14 protein-coding genes are annotated in these 17,683 nt (G+C 73.5%); 3 read left to right on the forward strand and 11 right to left on the reverse strand.

Annotated features, from left to right (window positions below; all coding sequences use genetic code 11):
* The first annotated feature begins 271 nt into the window (after positions 1 to 271).
* Complete coding sequence (locus ACZ51S_RS09090; protein ID WP_468960319.1) at positions 272 to 1,441, forward strand: IS701 family transposase; 1,170 nt, start codon at positions 272 to 274, stop codon at positions 1,439 to 1,441.
* 41 nt (positions 1,442 to 1,482) lie between these two features.
* Here the strand turns inward: ACZ51S_RS09090 and ACZ51S_RS09095 are convergent, their stop codons facing one another.
* The 9 genes from ACZ51S_RS09095 to ACZ51S_RS09135 form a co-directional block, all read right to left on the reverse strand.
* Entirely contained in the window at positions 1,483 to 3,402 is a 1,920-nt protein-coding gene (locus tag ACZ51S_RS09095) for a helix-turn-helix domain-containing protein (protein ID WP_468801260.1), read from the reverse strand.
* Positions 3,403 to 3,505: 103 nt separating this feature from the next.
* Positions 3,506 to 4,213, reverse strand: coding sequence for an AfsR/SARP family transcriptional regulator (locus ACZ51S_RS09100; protein WP_468960322.1), 708 nt, complete (start codon positions 4,211 to 4,213; stop codon positions 3,506 to 3,508).
* Positions 4,214 to 4,295: 82 nt separating this feature from the next.
* Positions 4,296 to 5,063: a ScbR family autoregulator-binding transcription factor gene (locus ACZ51S_RS09105; protein WP_468476312.1), complete on the reverse strand. Its 768-nt coding sequence runs from the start codon at positions 5,061 to 5,063 to the stop codon at positions 4,296 to 4,298.
* A gap of 277 nt (positions 5,064 to 5,340) precedes the next feature.
* The gene (gene fbaA, locus ACZ51S_RS09110) at positions 5,341 to 6,363 is read right to left on the reverse strand and encodes a class II fructose-bisphosphate aldolase (protein ID WP_388933322.1); all 1,023 of its coding nucleotides are present in this window, start codon (positions 6,361 to 6,363) and stop codon (positions 5,341 to 5,343) included.
* Between the two features lie 290 nt (positions 6,364 to 6,653).
* Positions 6,654 to 7,217 carry an orotate phosphoribosyltransferase gene (gene pyrE / locus ACZ51S_RS09115; RefSeq protein WP_388933319.1) on the reverse strand — a complete coding sequence of 188 codons (564 nt, stop codon included), beginning with the start codon at positions 7,215 to 7,217 and terminating at the stop codon, positions 6,654 to 6,656.
* A 21-nt stretch (positions 7,218 to 7,238) separates the two neighbouring features.
* On the reverse strand, positions 7,239 to 8,027 hold the full coding sequence (locus tag ACZ51S_RS09120; protein ID WP_468476313.1) for an aldose epimerase family protein: 789 nt from the start codon (positions 8,025 to 8,027) through the stop codon (positions 7,239 to 7,241).
* A gap of 19 nt (positions 8,028 to 8,046) precedes the next feature.
* Positions 8,047 to 8,889 (reverse strand): SRPBCC family protein, encoded by an 843-nt coding sequence (locus ACZ51S_RS09125; RefSeq protein ID WP_468476314.1) that lies wholly within the window; start codon positions 8,887 to 8,889, stop codon positions 8,047 to 8,049.
* A gap of 54 nt (positions 8,890 to 8,943) precedes the next feature.
* On the reverse strand, positions 8,944 to 10,584 hold the full coding sequence (locus tag ACZ51S_RS09130; RefSeq protein WP_468960325.1) for a polyamine aminopropyltransferase: 1,641 nt from the start codon (positions 10,582 to 10,584) through the stop codon (positions 8,944 to 8,946).
* Between the two features lie 159 nt (positions 10,585 to 10,743).
* Positions 10,744 to 11,262: a DUF2617 family protein gene (locus ACZ51S_RS09135; RefSeq protein WP_388933309.1), complete on the reverse strand. Its 519-nt coding sequence runs from the start codon at positions 11,260 to 11,262 to the stop codon at positions 10,744 to 10,746.
* 726 nt (positions 11,263 to 11,988) lie between these two features.
* Between ACZ51S_RS09135 and ACZ51S_RS09140 the strand changes: the two genes are divergently transcribed.
* Positions 11,989 to 13,176: a pyridoxal phosphate-dependent aminotransferase gene (locus ACZ51S_RS09140; RefSeq protein ID WP_468476316.1), complete on the forward strand. Its 1,188-nt coding sequence runs from the start codon at positions 11,989 to 11,991 to the stop codon at positions 13,174 to 13,176.
* Positions 13,177 to 13,184: 8 nt separating this feature from the next.
* Complete coding sequence (locus ACZ51S_RS09145) at positions 13,185 to 14,336, forward strand: hypothetical protein (protein ID WP_468801269.1); 1,152 nt, start codon at positions 13,185 to 13,187, stop codon at positions 14,334 to 14,336.
* 13 nt (positions 14,337 to 14,349) lie between these two features.
* Here ACZ51S_RS09145 and ACZ51S_RS09150 read toward each other — a convergent pair whose 3' ends face one another.
* Both ACZ51S_RS09150 and clpB read right to left on the reverse strand, forming a co-directional pair.
* Entirely contained in the window at positions 14,350 to 14,889 is a 540-nt protein-coding gene (locus tag ACZ51S_RS09150; RefSeq protein WP_388933303.1) for a type III secretion system chaperone family protein, read from the reverse strand.
* 145 nt (positions 14,890 to 15,034) lie between these two features.
* Positions 15,035 to 17,641, reverse strand: coding sequence for an ATP-dependent chaperone ClpB (gene clpB / locus ACZ51S_RS09155; protein ID WP_468476318.1), 2,607 nt, complete (start codon positions 17,639 to 17,641; stop codon positions 15,035 to 15,037).
* Positions 17,642 to 17,683: the final 42 nt, after the last annotated feature.

Here is a 17,683-nt window from a genome sequence, read left to right on the forward strand (position 1 = left end):
GCCCCTCCCGTGTCGCACCGCCGCCGTGCGGGGCACCGCGCCGGGGCGGGCCCGGCACCGCGGCCCATGGGCCCCGCGATCCGACCGTGCCCGATGCGCGGGGGTCCTGCCAGGTCCGCCCGGGCAGTCCGTCAAGTCCGGCGGGGTGTGGCGGCCCCACCACGATCCGGCGAAGTGCGGTGGCCGGCGCACCTCCCCGGAAGAGGGGTGCTCGGCGGACGGTAGAGGCGCAGTGGACGCACGCCGAGGGGGGCATGTCGTGAAAGCGGTCATGAGCAGCATCGACAGCAGGGGGACGGGAACGGCGGTGCCGGTCCGGCGGGACCCGGTCCATGAGGCGGCCGACGACCTGTGTTCCGCGGTCCTGTGCTCGCTGCGCCGCAAGGACCAGCGGGAGAAGGGCCGGCAGTACGTGCGGGGGCTGCTGGCGCTGCCCGGCCGGAAGTCGATGCGCGGGATCGCGGGGCAGTTCGGGGGCGGTGCCGCGGAGCAGAGCATGCACCACTTCATCTCCGGCTCCACCTGGGACTGGGAGCCGATCCGCGCCTCGCTCGCCGGGTTCCTCCAGGCGGCCACCCCCCTGACCGCGTGGGTGGCGCAGCCGCTGGCGATCCCGAAGGGCGGGGAGCACTCGGTGGGGGTGGCGCATCGCTTCGACCCGCACCAGGGGCAGATGTTCCGGGGGCAGCAGGCCTTCGGGACCTGGTTCGCCTCGGCGGGGCTGGTCACCCCGGTCGGGTGGCGGATGCACCTGCCGGAGGGTGACGGCCCCGAACCGCTGGAGCCGGCCGACGCGCAGGCCGCGTACGAGGAGTCCGCGGCGGCCGCCGTCATCGAGACCGTGCGGCGCAGCGGGAACCGGCGCCCGGTGGTGCTCGACATCCAGCGGATCGGCAGCCGTTCCACCATGAACCGCTTCGCGGAGGCCGGGCTGCCCGTCATCGCCCGCATCGGCCCGGCCACTCCGCTGCTGGTCACCGACCCGGCGCTGCCGGGCCACGGCGCGGGGGCGCGCCCCGCACGGGACGTCCTGCAGGCGGTGAAGGGGCTGTGCACCCCGGTGGAGTGGACCGACCCGGACCCGACGCTGCCGGGGGGCCGTCACCGCAGCACCCTGGCGGTCGCGGTGCGGGTGATGATGCCCGACCCCTCCCCGGCCCGCCGCCGCCACCTGCTGCTGGTCGGCGAGTGGACGGACCCGCGCCGCCCTCCGGCGCAGCTGTGGCTGACGGACCTGGTACGGCTCCCCGTGGGCCCGCTGCTGCGGCTGACGAAGCAGGGCCGGCGGGTCGGTTTCGCCGCCGAGCACAGCGGACGGGAGGCGGGGCTGCGGGACTTCGCGGGCCGGGCCCTGCCGGGCTGGCACCGGCACGTCACGCTGGCCTCGGTCGCGCACGCGGCCCGTGCCCTGACCGCCACGGAGCACTACGCGGCGGCGTGAGACCCCGCCCCCGGCAGGGTCCGGAAGGCCGGCGGCGGGCCTCAGGCCCGGTCGGCGGCGGCGCGGCGGTCGTGCAGGACCGTGCGGGTCCGGCGCAGCCGCAGGGCCATCTGGATCTCCAGGGCGCCGGCGGGCTCCTGCCAGTGGGGGCCGAGGAGTTCGGTGATGCGGTCCAGGCGGCGGGAGACGGTGTTCGGGTGCACGTGCAGGGCCTCGGCGGCGCGGGTGGGGCTGGTGCCCGAGGCGAAGTACGCCTCCAGGGTGCGGGTCAGCTCCGTCAGCCGGTCCGCGTCGTACTCCAGGACGGGGCCGATGGTCCCGGCGATGAACGACTCCACGTCGTGGTCGGCGGACAGCAGCATGCCGAGGAAGCCCAGTTCGCGCAGGGAAGCGGTGCCGCCCACCCCGTCGAGCGCGGTCAGCGCGTCCAGGCAGCGCACCGCCTCGGCGTAGACGCGGGCCACCTCGCCCGGGCTCCCGGTGGGTCCGGCGGCCCCGGTGGACACGGCGTGGCCGAGCAGCGGCGACAGCTCCCCGGAGGCCCGGTGCGCGGCGGCGGAGGCGTCGGTGCCGGGCAGGACCAGGACGATGCAGCCCCGCCGGACGCCCTTGAGCCCGCCCGTCCGGTAAGCGTACGAGGAGGCCCAGGCCACGGCCTTGCCCAGTTCGCCGCCCTCCGGCCGGGCGACGACCACCACGTGCGGGCGGTCCAGGTCGATGCCGAGCCGGCGGGTGCGCTCCAGCAGGTGCAGGTCGACGGAGTGGGGCCGGTCCAGCAGGTCCGCGAGGAGTTCGTCGTGGACGGGGCCCTCGGCGGCGGCCGTGCCGCGCTGGATCAGCATCAGGGAGGCGACGGACTGGGCGGACAGCTGGAGCAGCCGTACGTCCTCCTCGGCGAGCGGCGCGGAGGCGCTGAGCAGCAGCACCCCGAGGTCCTCGGCGCCCGCCAGTACCGGGGCCAGCCACAGGTCGCCGGGCAGCCGCACCGGACGCCGGTCGGTGAGGGCCTGGAGGGCGCCCTTCGTCACCGCCTCCTCGTCCAGGCCGGGCAGCTCCCCGGTCGCGGTCAGCGGCCGCCCGCCGGGGTCGCGCACCTGGAGCACGCCGTCCAGCGCGTCGGCGGTGGCCCGGGCGACGGTGGCGAGACCGGCGCCGTCCAGGACCAGCCCGGCCAGCCGGGCGTGGCACTCCCACAGGTAGCGGACCCGGGTGAGGGCGGTGTGGGTGCGCGAGCCGTAGGCCTCCAGCTCGGTGACCTCGTCGCGGGTCTGCTCCAGCAGCCGGGCCTTCTCGATGGCGACCGCGGCCAGGTCGGCGAGGGAGAGCATGATGCCGATCTCGTCCGGGGTGAACTCCCGTACGGCGCGGTCGGATCCGTAGAGGGCGCCGAGGGTGGAGTCCCCGCGCCGCAGCGGGACCGCGATGATCGCGCGCAGGCCCTCCGCCTCGACGACGGCGTCGATGCCGGGGGCGTGCGCGATGCTGGTGTCTGCGAGGTAGTCCGGGGTCCACACCGGGGAGCGGCGGGCCTGCGCGATGCTGCCGAGGCCGCGGCCGGTGCCGAGTTCGAGGCCGACGTTGAGCGCGGTGGTCTCGCCCTCGGAGGTGCGTACGTACGCGGACCCGTCCGGGCGGCTCAGCGACAGCCAGGCCATGTCGAAGCCGAGGAGGCGTCTGGCCCGGCGGGTGATCAGGCGCAGCAGGCCGTCGATGTCGTACGGGGAGGTCAGGTCGTGGGCGGTGTCGACGAGGGCGGTGAGGGCGGCCTCGCGCTGTCTGGCCCTGCTCGCGCGGGCCCGTACCGAGCGGGCGAGTTCCACGGCCCGGGTGAGGGCCGCGAGTTCGGCTTCGTCCATGCCCGCGCCGCGGGCCTCGGCGAGCAGGGCCTCGTAGCGGCTCTGCGGGGCGTCCGCAGCGAGCAGTTCCAGTACGGCCAGCGGACCGCCCCCGTCCCCGCGCATACCGCCGCTCCCCCCACCCGACCAGCCGTTTTCCGTCCCCGGACCCGAACCTAGGTTCCGCCGGGCGAGGGGTCAAGCAGCGGCCCGCGCGCCTGACGCCGGGTCAGGCGCGGGCGCCACAGCTCAGGGTGAGCCCGCGGGCCGGGCGGGCCATCCGTGCGGCCTCGACGCGGGCCTCGGCCCGGTGCAGGGCCGCCAGGTACGCGTCGCCGGGGCGGCACGCTCCCGCGCCGCGCAGGCCCGCGAGCGCGAGGCGCAGCTCGCGGTGGCGTCCCAGTGCGAGTTCCGCCTCGACCCACTGGCCGAGCACGGAGAGCCGGTCGGCGTCGAGGCAGGCGATGCGGCGGCGCAGCCAGGTCCCGGCGTCGATGCCGTCGAGGACGGGGCCGGTCCACAGGTCCAGTGCCCGGCGGAGCCTCGCGGCGGCCTGCGCGGCGTCGCCCCGCCCCATGGCCCGGTAGCCGGCGCCCGCCTCGCGCTCGAACTCGCGGACGTCGCAGCGGCCGCCGCCGGTGTCGAGAAGATACCCGCCGGGCCGCGTGGACAGCACGGTCTCGGGAGTGCGTACCGAGCCGGCGCCCAGTGCCTCCGCGAACCGCTCGCGCAGCCGGCGTACGGCGGTGTGCAGGGCGGCGTGGGCGTGCTCGGGCGGGACGCGGCGGGCCAGCTCGTCCGCGAGGACGGTAGCGGGCACGACCCGGTCGGGACAGGCGGCGAGGACCGCCAGGACATGCCGGGACTCCGGCGTGGGGGCCGTGATGGGCACACCGTTCTCGGTGACCCGTGGTGCGCCGAGTACCTCAATGTCCACAGTGATCTCCCTGGGCAGGCGAGCAGAAAAATCATACCCGGAAGGATCTTTTTGGGAAGGGGGCGGGCGGGCCGGACCGGCCTCAGGCGGAGATCTCCTCGGCGGCCGAGCGGACTCCCTCGGCAGCCGCGCACGCCTCCTCGGGCGCCTTCCCCTCCAGGGGCGGCACGCCGCCCGGGCAGCCGTACCGGCACTCGTGCGCGCCCTGCGGCCCGTACAGCGCCCGCGCCCCGCGCCCGGGGGCCGTGTCCAGCCGGATCGCCACGGCCGGGACCACCACGCCGGGCATCACGTGCGTGTAGAGCTCCGAGACCTGGGCGTCCAGGTCCAGCCCCAGCGTGTACGACATGGTGTTCAGTCCCGCGAACGCACCCACGATCAGGCGGGCCGGGACCCACGGGTCCACGTTCGGCAGCAGTTCCCCGCGCCGCTGGGCCTCCTCCAGCAACGGGACGTGCAGCTCGATCCAGGTCTGGTAGGGGGTCACCCGGTCGAGGCCGCGGCCGGCGTGGTCCAGCGTGAGCCGGGCACTGGCCCGCATCAGCGCGTCGTGCCGCAGCTGGTGCGAGAAGACCATGCCGATGTCCACGAACTCCTGCGCCTTGTACTGCTGCGGCCGCATCTGCGGCTGCGACTCGTTCTGCGCGTCGATGACGGCCTGGGCCAGGCCTTCCTTGGAGTCAAAGTGGAAGTAGAGCGCGCCCTTGGTGACCTTGGCGAGGTTGACGATGTCCGAGAGCTTGGCCGTGTCGTAGCCGTACTCCTCGAACACCAGCGCCGCCGCCTCCAGGATCGCCCGACGCGTGCGCACCGCCCGGTCCTGCTTCACCTGGGGTCGCACTGTCTTCATCGCCGGCGTCGCCTCTCCTGGCCCGCCGGCATTACATCCCGGCGGGTACGTTTCTCTGCCTAGATTCCACACCATCGCCGCCTCCCCCGTCCACCGGCGTATGTCACCTCGGGCGAATCCGTACCGAAACCGCGCCGGATCCCCCCGGACCCTGCCGTGCCCCTGCCGTGCCGAGCCGGATCCACGGCGCGGGGGCGTACGGCAAAGGGGTCCGCCGGTCCCTGACGGACCGGCGGACCCCTTCAGGTCCCGGCGGACCCTTTCGGGTCCTCGCCGCCTACTTCAGCTTGGTGCCCGTGGAACGCAGGTCGGCACAGGCCTGGGTGACGCGCTTGGCCATGCTCGCCTCGGCCAGCTTGCCCCAGGTGCGCGGGTCGTAGGTGGACTTCTTGCCGACCTCGCCGTCGACCTTCAGGACACCGTCGTAGTTGCGGAACATGTGGTCCGCGACCGGGCGGGTGAAGGCGTACTGGGTGTCGGTGTCGAGGTTCATCTTCACGACGCCGTTCTCCAGCGCGGTGGCGATCTCCTCGGGCGTGGAGCCCGAGCCGCCGTGGAAGACGAAGTCGAACGGAGAGGCCTTGCCGAACTTCTCGGCGACGCCGGCCTGGAGGTCCTTGAGCAGCTCGGGCCGCAGGACGACGTTGCCCGGCTTGTAGACGCCGTGCACGTTGCCGAAGGAGGCGGCGAGCAGGTAGCGGCCCTTCTCGCCCAGGCCGAGGGCCTCGGCGGTGCGGATCGCGTCGTCGACGGTGGTGTACAGCTCGTCGTTGATCTCGTGGCTGACGCCGTCCTCCTCGCCACCGGTCGGGGTGATCTCGACCTCGAGGATGATCTTCGCGGCGGCGGCCTTGGCGAGCAGCTCCTGGCCGATGGCCAGGTTGTCGGCCAGGGTCTCGGCGGAGCCGTCCCACATGTGCGACTGGAAGAGCGGGTTCAGGCCGCGGGCGACGCGCTCGGCGGACACCTCCAGGAGCGGACGGACGTAGCCGTCCAGCTTGTCCTTGGGGCAGTGGTCCGTGTGCAGCGCGACGGTGACGTCGTACTTGGCGGCTACGACGTGCGCGAACTCGGCCAGGGCGACCGCGCCGGTGACCATGTCCTTGCTGTACTGGCCACCGAGGAACTCGGCACCGCCGGTGGAGATCTGGATGATGCCGTCGCTCTCGGCCTCCGCGAAGCCGCGCAGGGCAGCGTGCAGGGTCTGGGTCGAGGTGACGTTGATGGCCGGGTAGGCGAACTTGCCTGCCTTCGCCCGGTCGAGCATCTCGTTGTAGACCTCGGGGGTTGCGATGGGCATCTGTCCGCTCCTTGGATGTGCGGGGAGTGTGCTTATTGCGGGCCCTGACCTGGGGGCGACGTCGCCGTCGCGCCTATCTTTCCAGACTCGGCGCGACACTCCACCCCGCCTGTCACCCCTCGCTCAGCGCGGCGGCCGGAGCGTTTCACGTGAAACACCCCGGCCGTCCGGAAAGGCGCAGGTCAGGACCGGAGCGTCGACCTCCGGGACCGTGGCCGCGCCCCGGCCCACGGCCGGCCGCCGCCCCTTCACGCCCACGATCCGAGACGGCCGGAGCCTCGGGGCAGGGCTCAGGCGAGACCCAGGTCCCCGAGCCGGTAGCCGGTGAGGTACGGCAGGCCCGCCGCGGCGATCGCGTCGGCCGCGCCGCGGTCCACGATGGTGGCGACGGCGACGACCTCGCCGCCGGCCTCGCGGACCGCCTCGACGGCGGTCAGCGGGGAGCCGCCGGTGGTGGAGGTGTCCTCGACGACCAGGCAGCGCTTGCCCTTCACATCGGTGCCCTCGATGCGGCGCTGCATGCCGTGGGCCTTCTGCGCCTTGCGGACGACGAAGGCGTCCAGACGCTCGCCGCGCGCGGCGGAGGCGTGCAGCATCGAGGTGGCGACCGGGTCGGCGCCCAGGGTCAGGCCGCCGACGCAGTCGAACTCGAGGTCGGCGGTGAGGTCCAGCATGACCTGCCCCACCAGCGGGGCCGCCTCGCCGTCGAGGGTGATCCGGCGGAGGTCGATGTAGTAGTCGGCCTCCTTGCCGGAGGAAAGCGTCACCTTGCCGTGCACGACGGCCTTGTCCTTGATCTGCTGCAGAAGCGCATCGCGTGTGCCGGACGGCATTACTTCGTTGACGTCACTCATGACAACGAGCTTAAGTGCGGGCTAGCCGAGCCGGCGCCACGCCCACGTCGTGGAGATCTCCAGCGGGTCCACCGGTGTGACCAGGCGCGGGAGGGTGTTCAGTCCGTTCGGCGGGCCCGACTGCGGCTCGACGCAGACGGCCTCCGGCTGCTCGTCGTAGACGACCACCCATTCGGCGGGGCTGGTCACCCTCAGGTCCAGCTGCCCGGGCCAGGTGAGGGTGACGTCGACCCCGTAGGGCATCCCGAAGCAGTCGTCCCAGGGGCCGGGCTTCGGGTCGATGCGGCGGCCGGTGGGGATGTGGTCCTCGTCGCGTTCCTCCTGCCAGGCCGGGTCGAAGCCGATCCGGGCCGGCTCCCCGCCGTCGGTCAGGACCCGGTTGAACCAGGGGTGCCAGCCCGCCTGCGCCGGGAATGAGTCCTCGTACGTCTCCACGCCCATGCGGATCGTCAGCGCGTCCTCGCCCAGCTCGAAGACCTGCGTCACCCGCCCGGCGTAGGGCCAGGGGTCGACGAGGTCGTAGGTGAAGGCCGCGGTGGTGCCGTCGACGGAGGCCGTCTTCCAGGACGCGTCGCGGGCGAAGCCGTGGAGGGCGTGCGGCGGATGGTTGAGCGGCATCTGGTGGACCTTGGCGCCGTCATGGAACCGGCCGTTCGCCGTACGCCCGCACCAGGGGACCATCGGGAAGGACCCGAACTTCGGGCCCTGACGCAGCAGCTCGATGCCGTCGACGCGCAGACTGCCGACCCTGCAGCCGTTGTCCTGATCGATGGTGAGTTCCGCGCCCCCGGCGCTCAGTTGCGTAGTCATACGGCGACCCTACGGCGCGTCAACGGCGCCGGCGCAACGCCCTTCCGACCACGACCGCCGAGGCCAGCGCCAGGGCCGCCGCCGGGGCGATCCAGCGCAGGCCGTTCTGGCCGGTGGCGGAGGACGGGGCCGGGACCGGGGCGTAGCGGCCGCGCGGGGGCGCGTGGTCGACCTCCTCCGCGCTGCGGCCGATCATCGTGCGGCGGGCGTGGGCCGCCTCGGCCGGCGGGCGTCCGGGGCCGGCGGGGCCCGCGTCCGGCGCCTCCTCCCTCCCCGCCCCGTCGAAGGAGGCGAACTCGGTGAAATCGCCGTCGAGGAAGGGGTCGAGCGACGGCGGCGGCACCTCGGTGTCGAAGACCGACGGGCCGGACTCCGCCTCCTCCGCCTTCGCCTCCTCGGCCTCCTCGGCCTCGGCCACCGGGTCGCCCGCGGCACCGGCCACGCCGGCCAGGTTGGCGGCGAAGCGGTCGAGCAGCCGCCCGGCGGCGGTGGCGGTGGCCTGCGGGTCGAAGGCGGCGGCCCGGCCGTCCGCCGTGGCCCCGCCGCTGAATTCCAGCCGGGTCCCGCCGTCGTACGGCACCAGCCGCAGCACGAGCGCGAGGCTGACGGCGCCGCTGCCGCGGACCTCGGTCCCCTCGCCCTCCGCGGCGAAGTGGTCGGGGTCCCGCTCGACGAGGGACAGGACGCCCCGGTAGGTCACGGTGTGCCCGCCGACCCGGACCTTGAGCCGCCCGGCCGGCGGCCCGGCAGCGGTGTCGGCGTCCTGCTGGAGCCCGGGGACGCAGCGGGCCACCCGGGCGGGATCACGCAGCACGGCGCGGACGTCTTCTACCGGTACCGGAACGAACACCTGATGCTCCATGCGGTCGAGCCTACCGACGGGACCCGCCCGTGCACACGGACACGACGCCCCGGCTCAGTGGTATCGCGGATGCGGCAGCGTGGACGGCGGGAGCCCGGCCGGCCGGACCCGGGCGGCGTCCCGGGCGGCGTCCCGCAGCCCCTGGGTCGACACGGCCAGCAGGGCGGGGGTGTCGCGGTCCACGCGCAGCTCGGGCACCCGGTCGTGGGCGGCGAGCACGAAGCCCCAGTCCTGCGGCGGCGCGTCGGCCACGCCCTGGGTCCGGTCGGGCCCGGCGGCGAAGCCGGAGAGCCGGCCGCCCGTGCTGTAGGGGGTGGTGAGCAGCCCGGCCGCGCGCAGCGTGGACTCGACGGTCCAGTACGTACGCGGCCTCGTGGTGAGGGGGCCGGCGTGCACCGCGATGCGTCCGCCCGGCGTCAGGGCCCGCGCGGCGAGCCCGTAGAACTCCTGCGAGTACAGCTTCGTGCTCGGGGTGATGCCGGGGTCGGGCAGGTCGGAGAGGATGACGTCGAAGCGGTGCCGGGCGGCGGGTCCCCGCAGCCAGCGGAAGGCGTCCTCGGTGACCACGTCCATGCGCGGGTCCTCGTACGCCCGGGCGTTGAGCGCGGAGAGCATCGGGTCGGTGCGGGCGAGGCGGACCACGCCGGGGTCGAGCTCGACGACGGTGACGGAGGCGACGTCCCGGTAGCGCAGGACCTCGCGGGCGGCGAGCCCGTCGCCGCCGCCGAGGACCAGGACGCGGGCGTGCGGGCCGGTCATGGCCGGGTGGACCAGGGCCTCGTGGTAGCGGTACTCGTCGTAGCCGCTGACCCGCAGCCGGCCGTCCAGGAAGAGGTCGAGGGAGCGCGGGGACCCGGTGGACGGCCCGGTGAGCACCAGCTCCTGCACCCCGGTCTGCGCGGCGACCCGTACCTCCGCGCCGTAGACGGCGGTGCGCGCGGCCCGTTCGAAGTCGTCGACGAGGAGGGTGGCGCAGGCGAGCAGGGCGAGTACGGTCGCGTTGGCGGTGACCAGCAGCCAGCGGGAGCGTCTGCTGAGGTCGTGGCGGAACAGCCACAGGACGAGTCCGCCGCCGACGACGGCGTTGACCGTGCCGGTGAGCATGGCCCCGGTGAGCTGGCCGAGCACGGGCAGCAGCAGGAAGGGGAAGGCGAGCCCGCCGACGAGGGCGCCCACGTAGTCGGCGGCGAAGAGGTCGGCGACGGCTCCGCCGGCGTCCTGCCTGCGGATGCGCTGGATGAGGACCATCAGCAGCGGGATCTCCGCGCCGATGAGTACTCCGATGCCGAAGGAGAAGGCGACGAGCGCGGTCCTGGACTCGCCGAGCCAGGCGAAGCTCGCGTACAGGGCCATCGCGGAGAAGCCCCCGAGCAGGGCGAGCGCGGCCTCGATGGCACCGAAGCCGAGCGCGGGCCGGCGGCGCAGGCGTTTGGCGAGGAGGGAGCCGACGCCCATGGCGAAGACCATGACGGACAGCACGACCGACGCCTGGGTGACGGAGTCGCCGATGAGGTACGAGCCGAGGGCGAGCAGCTCCAGCTCGTAGACGAGCCCGCAGGCCGCGCAGACGAACACCGTGGCCAGCACGAGGAGTCGGCCGGTCCGGGGGCGTACGGGCAGGGCGGCATGGACGGTCTGCACGCCCCGTGGCTCCGCCGCCGGGAGCAGCCCGCGGGGGGCGGAACGGTCGATCATGCAGCGAACCGTACGTCACCGCCCACCCACACCCTGTCACCCACATGGGTGTAACTGGCGTGTCGGGCAGACCAGTTGGAGTAATCGGGGTAATCCTGCCCGCGACCGCGCGGCCGGGAAAACCGGACCCGGCCCGGCCGTGATCCGCCGAAGACCCCCCTAGACGGGCGCGCCCATGCGTACGCCCACCCGGGTGCGGGTGGCCACCAGCTGCCCCTCCTGCGGGTACGCGTGCCAGGTGCGCCAGCGCACCTGCCCCTCGTGGCGCTGCGCGAGCATCGCGGTGAACGCGTGCGGGTCGCCGGGAAAGGTGCCGGCTAGCCCGTTGGGGTGGTCCGCGACCAGTGCGAGCAGCTCCTGGGCCCGTCCCGCGAAGGAGCCCCGCGAGAGGGTTTCGACCCGCGCGGCGAACTCGTACTCGTAGTCGCCCACCCGCTTCGCCACGCCGAGCGGCAGCGGCGTACTGCTGCCGGGCATACAGGCGACCGTCTCCGAGCAGAGCACCTCGCCCTCCTCCAGGAGCACCTGGTGAGAGGCCCCGAGCAGGCGCAACTCCACCTTCGCGTCCGCGAGCTGGAGGTTCAGTACGGCCAGGGCGGGCAGCCGGTCGCGTCCCAGGGCCCAGGCGAGATCGGCGGCACGCGTGTCGGTGTAGGTGGTCTGGAGGGTCGTGAGCATGAGTCGGCTCCGCAAACGCGCGAGGGAGATGGGCCGGGGCCCGCCAGCGGTAGTCAACGGGTGGGGGGACACCGGCACGGGTCCGCAGGAAGTCCCGGGAGGTCCGGGGACCTGGTCTACTCAACCGAGGGAATCATGAAAGGCACGGCACTCACAGCGTTTTTACCCAACTTGACGGGGTTTACATCCCCCCGGGGGCTTCACGGTTCACGTGTTCAACACGACGCCGCCCGTACGCCGTAGTGCCGGCCCGAACAAGCGGACGCCCGAAGGAAGTTGTCCCCTGCGGGCGCCCCTTCCACACCGGATCCGCGCACGCTTCCCCGCACCGTCCGGTTCGCCGCCCGCAGCACCCGTACCAGTGTCAGCTGGACCCGCAGCCTCCGCCACCGCAGGAGGACGAGGACCCGCACGAGGAGGACGAACCGCAGGACGACGACGAGGAACCGCAGGACGACGAGGACCCTCCGCCGCCCGCCCACCAGCTGGAGCCGGAGCCGGAACCTCCGGAACCGCTGCCCCCCGGCCCGGAGAAGTGCGTCACCAACAGGACGATCCCCAGGACCGCCGCCACCACGAGAACCAGGACAAGGACCACGGCCCCGCCCCCTTCCTCACACCCCGGTCGCCCGGGTCGCGGCACCCCCGTGGCCCGCGTGCAGGGGGGATGCCCTCGCGCCAACGCCCCGAAAGCACACTTGAGCAACTCCAGAGGTTCCCCGCAGGATGGCGCCCATGAGCGCACCCGCGAGCAGCAGCAGCCGCCCCTTCCTCAACCGCCGCCTTGCCTCCTTCGGCACCACGATCTTCGCGGAGATGTCGGCGCTGGCCGCCCGCACCGGGTCGATCAACCTGGGCCAGGGCTTCCCCGACACCGACGGCCCCGCCGAGATCGCCGAAGCCGCCGTACGCGCGATCCGCGACGGCCGCGGCAACCAGTACCCGCCGGCCCCCGGAATCCCCGAGCTGCGCACCGCGATCGCCGCCCACCAGCAGCGCTTCTACGGCCTGTCCTACGACCCGGACACTGAGGTCCTCGTCACCGCCGGTGCCACCGAGGCCATCGCCGCCTCCCTCCTCGCCCTCCTCGAACCGGGCGACGAGGTCATCGCGCTGGAACCGTTCTACGACTCCTACGCCGCCTGCATCGCCATGGCCGGCGCGGTCCGCGTCCCGCTCACCCTGCGCGCCCCGCACTTCCGCCCCGACCTCGACGCCCTGCGCGACGCCGTCACCCCGCGCACCCGGCTGCTCCTGCTCAACACCCCGCACAACCCGACGGGCACCGTCCTGACCCGCGAGGAACTGGCCGCCATCGCCGAACTCGCCGTGGAACGCGACCTGCTGGTCGTCACCGACGAGGTCTACGAGCACCTCGTCTTCGAGGGCGGGCATGTGCCGCTGGCGTCCCTGCCCGGCATGCGCGAACGCACCGTCACCATCTCCTCCGCCGGCAAGACCTTCTCCTTCACGGGCTGGAAGGTCGGCTGGGTCACCGCCCCGCCCGCGCTGGTCTCCGCGGTCCGCTCGGCCAAGCAGTTCCTGACGTACGTCTCCTCCGGCCCCTTCCAGTACGCCGTCGCCGAGGCCCTCGCCCTTCCCGGCTCCTACTTCGACGCCTTCCGCGCGGACCTCGCCGCCAAGCGCGACCTCCTCTGCGACGGGCTGGCCGCCGCCGGGTTCGAGGTCTTCCGCCCGCAGGGCACCTACTTCGTCACCACCGACATCTCGCCCCTGGGCGAGAAGGACGGCCTCGCCTTCTGCCGCGCCCTGCCCGAGCGCTGCGGGGTGGTCGCCATCCCCAACCAGGTCTTCTACGACGACACGTCCGCTGGGGCCACCCAGGTCCGCTGGGCCTTCTGCAAGCAGACCCACGTCCTCCAGGAGGCCGTGGACCGCCTCCGGCAGCTGTAGGGCACGGCATGGGCGTGACGACGGGACGGATCCCGCCCGCCTCCCCGCGCACGGGACGAAGACCGGGGGCGGCCCGGCCGGCCGGGCTCGCGCTCGGGGTGTTCGCCGCGGTGCGCGGCGCCGGGGTGCTGGTGATCGCCCTGGGCGCCTGGTGGGACGGCCGGAACCCCGTGAAGGTGCTCGGCGGCTCCTGGGACTCCTTCTGGTACCTCTCCATCGCCGCCCACGGCTACGGCCGCACCCAGATGTGGCCCGCCTCCGACTCCATCCAGAGCGACTACGCCTTCTTCCCGCTGTACCCGCTGCTGGTGGACCTCCTCGGTGGCGGCCCCGTCGCGGGGCTCGCGGTGGCCTGGACGGCCGCGGCGGTGGCCGCCGTCGGCGTGTACCGGATCGGGGAACTGCTGTTGGGGGCGCGGGCCGGGGTGCTGCTGGTCGCGCTGTGGGCGGCGCTGCCGCACGCGGTGGTGCTGAGCCTCGCCTACACGGAGCCTCTGCTGTGCGCCCTGGCCGCCTGGTCCCTGTACGCGCTGCTGCGGGAGCGCTGGCTGTGGGCGGCCTCCCTGGCGGCGCTCGCCGGACTGACCCGGCCCACCGGGATCGCCGTGGCCGCCGCCGTGACGGTGCTGGCCCTGCGGGAGCTGGTGGTACGGGGCAACCGCGCGCCCGCGGTGTGGGCGGCCGGGCTGCTCGCGCCCGCGGGCTGGGCCGCGTACGTCGTCGCCGTCGGGGCGCACCGGCACGACCCCCTCGGCTACTTCACCGTGCAGCGGCAGTGGGGCTCGCGCTTCGACTTCGGCGGCGGGACCCTGGAGACGGCCTGGCGGGCGCTGTCCGGCGGGCCCGTGACCATCCCGGCCGGGGTGACGCTGGCCGCTCTGGCCGCCGCCGGGCTGCTCGCGGCGCTGGCCGTACTGGACCGGACGCCGCTGCCGCTGCTCGTGTACGCCGGGACGCTGCTGGTGATCACCTTCGGCGGGGCGGGCTTCTTCGAGTCGAAGCCGCGGTTCCTGCTGCCCGCGTTCCCGCTGCTGCTGCCGGTGGCGGCCGCACTGGCGAAAGCCCGGCCGCGCACGGCGGTCGCGGTGACCGCCGGCCTGGCCGGGCTCTCGTACGGCTACGGGGCGTATCTGCTCCTGATGGCGCGGGTACCCCTGTAAGGGGGACGGACGGCTACTCGCCGTCCTCCTCCTTCTTGTCGTCGCCCTCGGCGGAGTCGACCTCCTTCTCCAGGCCGAGCTGTTCGAGCAGCCACTTGTCGAACTCGATCGACGCGCGGACCCAGCTGACCGTGGAGGACACGAAGTGCTCCAGGCTGACGCCGGTGCCGATCAGCATCTGCGCCTCGCCGATCAGGCGGACGGAGCCGTCGTCGTGCGTGTGGCTGTAGACCTTGGGCCACAGGGTGCGGCGGTTCCAGTCGTCGATCGACTCGAGCAGCTGCGGCTTGTCGTCGATGGCGTGCGGACGGTCGTAGAAGGTCCGGACGGAGAAGACCTGCTGCTCGCCCTCGCCGCGGAACATGAAGTAGGTGCGGAAGTCCTCCCACGGCGCCGCGAGGTCGCCCTCGTCGTCGACGACGTACTTCAGCTCCATCTGCTCCAGGAGCTGCTTGACCAGGTCCTGGTCGGGGACGACGGGGCCCGCCGGTCCTTGGCCTTGCGGTTCGGGCTTACCCCCGAAGTTCGGAATCGAGGCCGGGTCGATGCTCACCGTGTACTTCCCTTCGTGCGGATACCGCCATCCTCCCCCATCTCGCCCACCCCGTGTCCAGCCCCGCACCCCCGATCCGCTCCGGGCGGACACGGGGGCGCGGCGGCCCTTGCGGGACGGTGCTCACCCGTCCGGGGGCGGACCCTTACGCGGCCCGGCCGACCAGCAGGCCGTCGCCGGCGGCGTCGACCCGTACGGTGTCGCCGTCGCGGACCTCGCCGGAGAGGATCTCCTTCGCGAGGCGGTCGCCGACGGCCGTCTGGATCAGGCGGCGCAGCGGCCGGGCTCCGTACGCCGGGTCGTAGCCCTTGTCCGCCAGCCAGGCCAGGGCCGCGGGGGTGACGTCCAGGACGAGCCGGCGGTCGGCGAGGCGCTTGGCGAGCCGGGCGATCTGGAGCTCCGCGATGTGCGTCAGCTCGTCGCGGGACAGCGCGGAGAAGACCACGAGGTCGTCGAGGCGGTTGAGGAACTCCGGCTTGAAGCTCGCCCGGACCACGTCGAGGACCTGCTCCTTCTTGCGCTCCTCCGAGGTGACGGGCTCACCCGGGCCGTGCCCGCTCAGGAACTGGCTGCCCAGGTTGGAGGTGAGGATCAGGATGGCGTTGCGGAAGTCCACCGTCCGGCCCTGGCCGTCGGTGAGGCGGCCGTCGTCGAGGACCTGGAGCAGGATGTCGAAGACCTCGGGGTGGGCCTTCTCGACCTCGTCCAGCAGCACCACGCTGTACGGACGGCGGCGGACGGCCTCGGTGAGCTGGCCGCCCTCCTCGTAGCCGACGTAGCCGGGCGGGGCGCCGACGAGCCGGGCCACGCTGTGCTTCTCGGAGTACTCCGACATGTCGATGCGGACCATGGCCCGCTCGTCGTCGAAGAGGAAGTCCGCGAGGGCCTTGGCCAGCTCGGTCTTGCCCACGCCCGTCGGGCCCAGGAAGAGGAACGAGCCGGTCGGCCGGTCCGGGTCGGCGATGCCGGCGCGGGTGCGGCGCACGGCGTCCGCGACGGCCCGTACGGCCTCGGTCTGGCCGATCAGGCGGCGGCCCAGCTCGTCCTCCATGCGCAGGAGCTTCTGGGTCTCCCCTTCGAGGAGGCGGCCGGCCGGGATACCCGTCCAGGCGCCGACCACGTCGGCGATGTCGTCGGGCCCGACCTCGTCCTTGACCATGGAGTCCTTCGACGCCTCGGCCGCGGCCTCGGCCTCGGTGGCCGCGGCCAGCTCGCGCTCCAGCTGCGGGATCTCTCCGTAGAGCAGCTTGGAGGCGGTGTCGAAGTCGCCGTCGCGCTGGGCGCGCTCGGCCTGGCCGCGCAGGTCGTCCAGGCGCTCCTTGAGCTCGCCGACGCGGTTGAGGGACTGCTTCTCCTTCTCCCAGCGGGCGGTGAGGCCGCGCAGCTCCTCCTCCTTGTCCGCGAGGTCCTTGCGGATCTTGTCGAGGCGTTCGCGGGAGGCGGGGTCGGACTCGTTGTTCAGGGCCAGCTCCTCCATCCGCAGGCGGTCGACGGAGCGCTGGAGCTCGTCGATCTCCACGGGAGAGGAGTCGATCTCCATGCGGAGCCGGGAGGCGGCCTCGTCGACGAGGTCGATGGCCTTGTCGGGGAGGAAGCGGGAGGTGATGTAGCGGTCGGAGAGGGTGGCGGCGGCGACGAGGGCGCTGTCGTTGATGACGACCTTGTGGTGGGCCTCGTAGCGGCCCTTGAGCCCGCGCAGGATCGCGATGGTGTCCTCGACGGTGGGCTCGGCGACCAGCACCTGCTGGAAGCGCCGCTCCAGCGCCGGGTCCTTCTCGACCCGCTCGCGGTACTCGTCGAGGGTGGTCGCGCCGACCATGCGCAGCTCGCCGCGGGCCAGCATGGGCTTGAGCATGTTGCCCGCGTCCATGGCGGAGTCCCCGCCGGCCCCGGCGCCGACGACGGTGTGCAGCTCGTCGATGAAGGTGATGATCTGGCCCTCGCTCGACTTGATCTCGGCGAGGACGGTCTTGAGCCGCTCCTCGAACTCGCCGCGGTACTTGGCGCCGGCGACCATCGCGCCGAGGTCGAGGGAGACGAGCCGCTTGCCCTTGAGGGACTCGGGGACGTCGCCCTTGACGATGCGCTGGGCCAGGCCCTCGACGACGGCGGTCTTGCCGACGCCGGGCTCGCCGATGAGCACCGGGTTGTTCTTGGTGCGGCGGGAGAGGACCTGGACGACGCGCCGGATCTCGTGGTCGCGGCCGATGACGGGGTCGAGCTTGCCGTCGCGGGCGGCGGCGGTGAAGTCGGTGCCGAACTTTTCCAGGGCCTTGTACTGGCCCTCGGGGTCGGGGGTGGTCACCCGCCGTGCTCCTCGTGCGTTCTGGAAGGCGTCCAGCAGCTTCTTCGCCGTGGCGCCCTGGGCGGACAGGACCTCACCGGCCGGTCCGCCCTTGGCGGCGATGGCGATGAGGAGGTGTTCGGTGGAGAGGTACTCGTCGCCCAGGCGGCCGGCCTCGGCGTCGGCCTCGGCCAGTACGGCGAGCAGGTCGCGGCTGGGCTGCGGGGGCGCGACGGTGGAGCCGGTGACGCTGGGCAGGGCGGCGAGCAGCCGCTCGGCCCCGGCGCGGACGGCGGCCTGGTCGGCGTCGGCGGCGACGAGCAGGTCGGTGACGTTCTCGTTGTCCTCGCCGGCGAGCAGGGCCAGCAGGAGGTGCGCGGGGGTCAGGTCGGCGTGGCCGTCCTTGACGGCCCTGCTCGTGGCCGCGTTCAGGGCGTCGCGGCTCTTGTTGGTCAGCTCGGCGTCCATTCTCGGTTTCTCCTCTCCTGCGGGCCTACGGGGCGCTTCGCA

This window comes from Streptomyces sp. NPDC034043 (genome assembly GCF_055575675.1).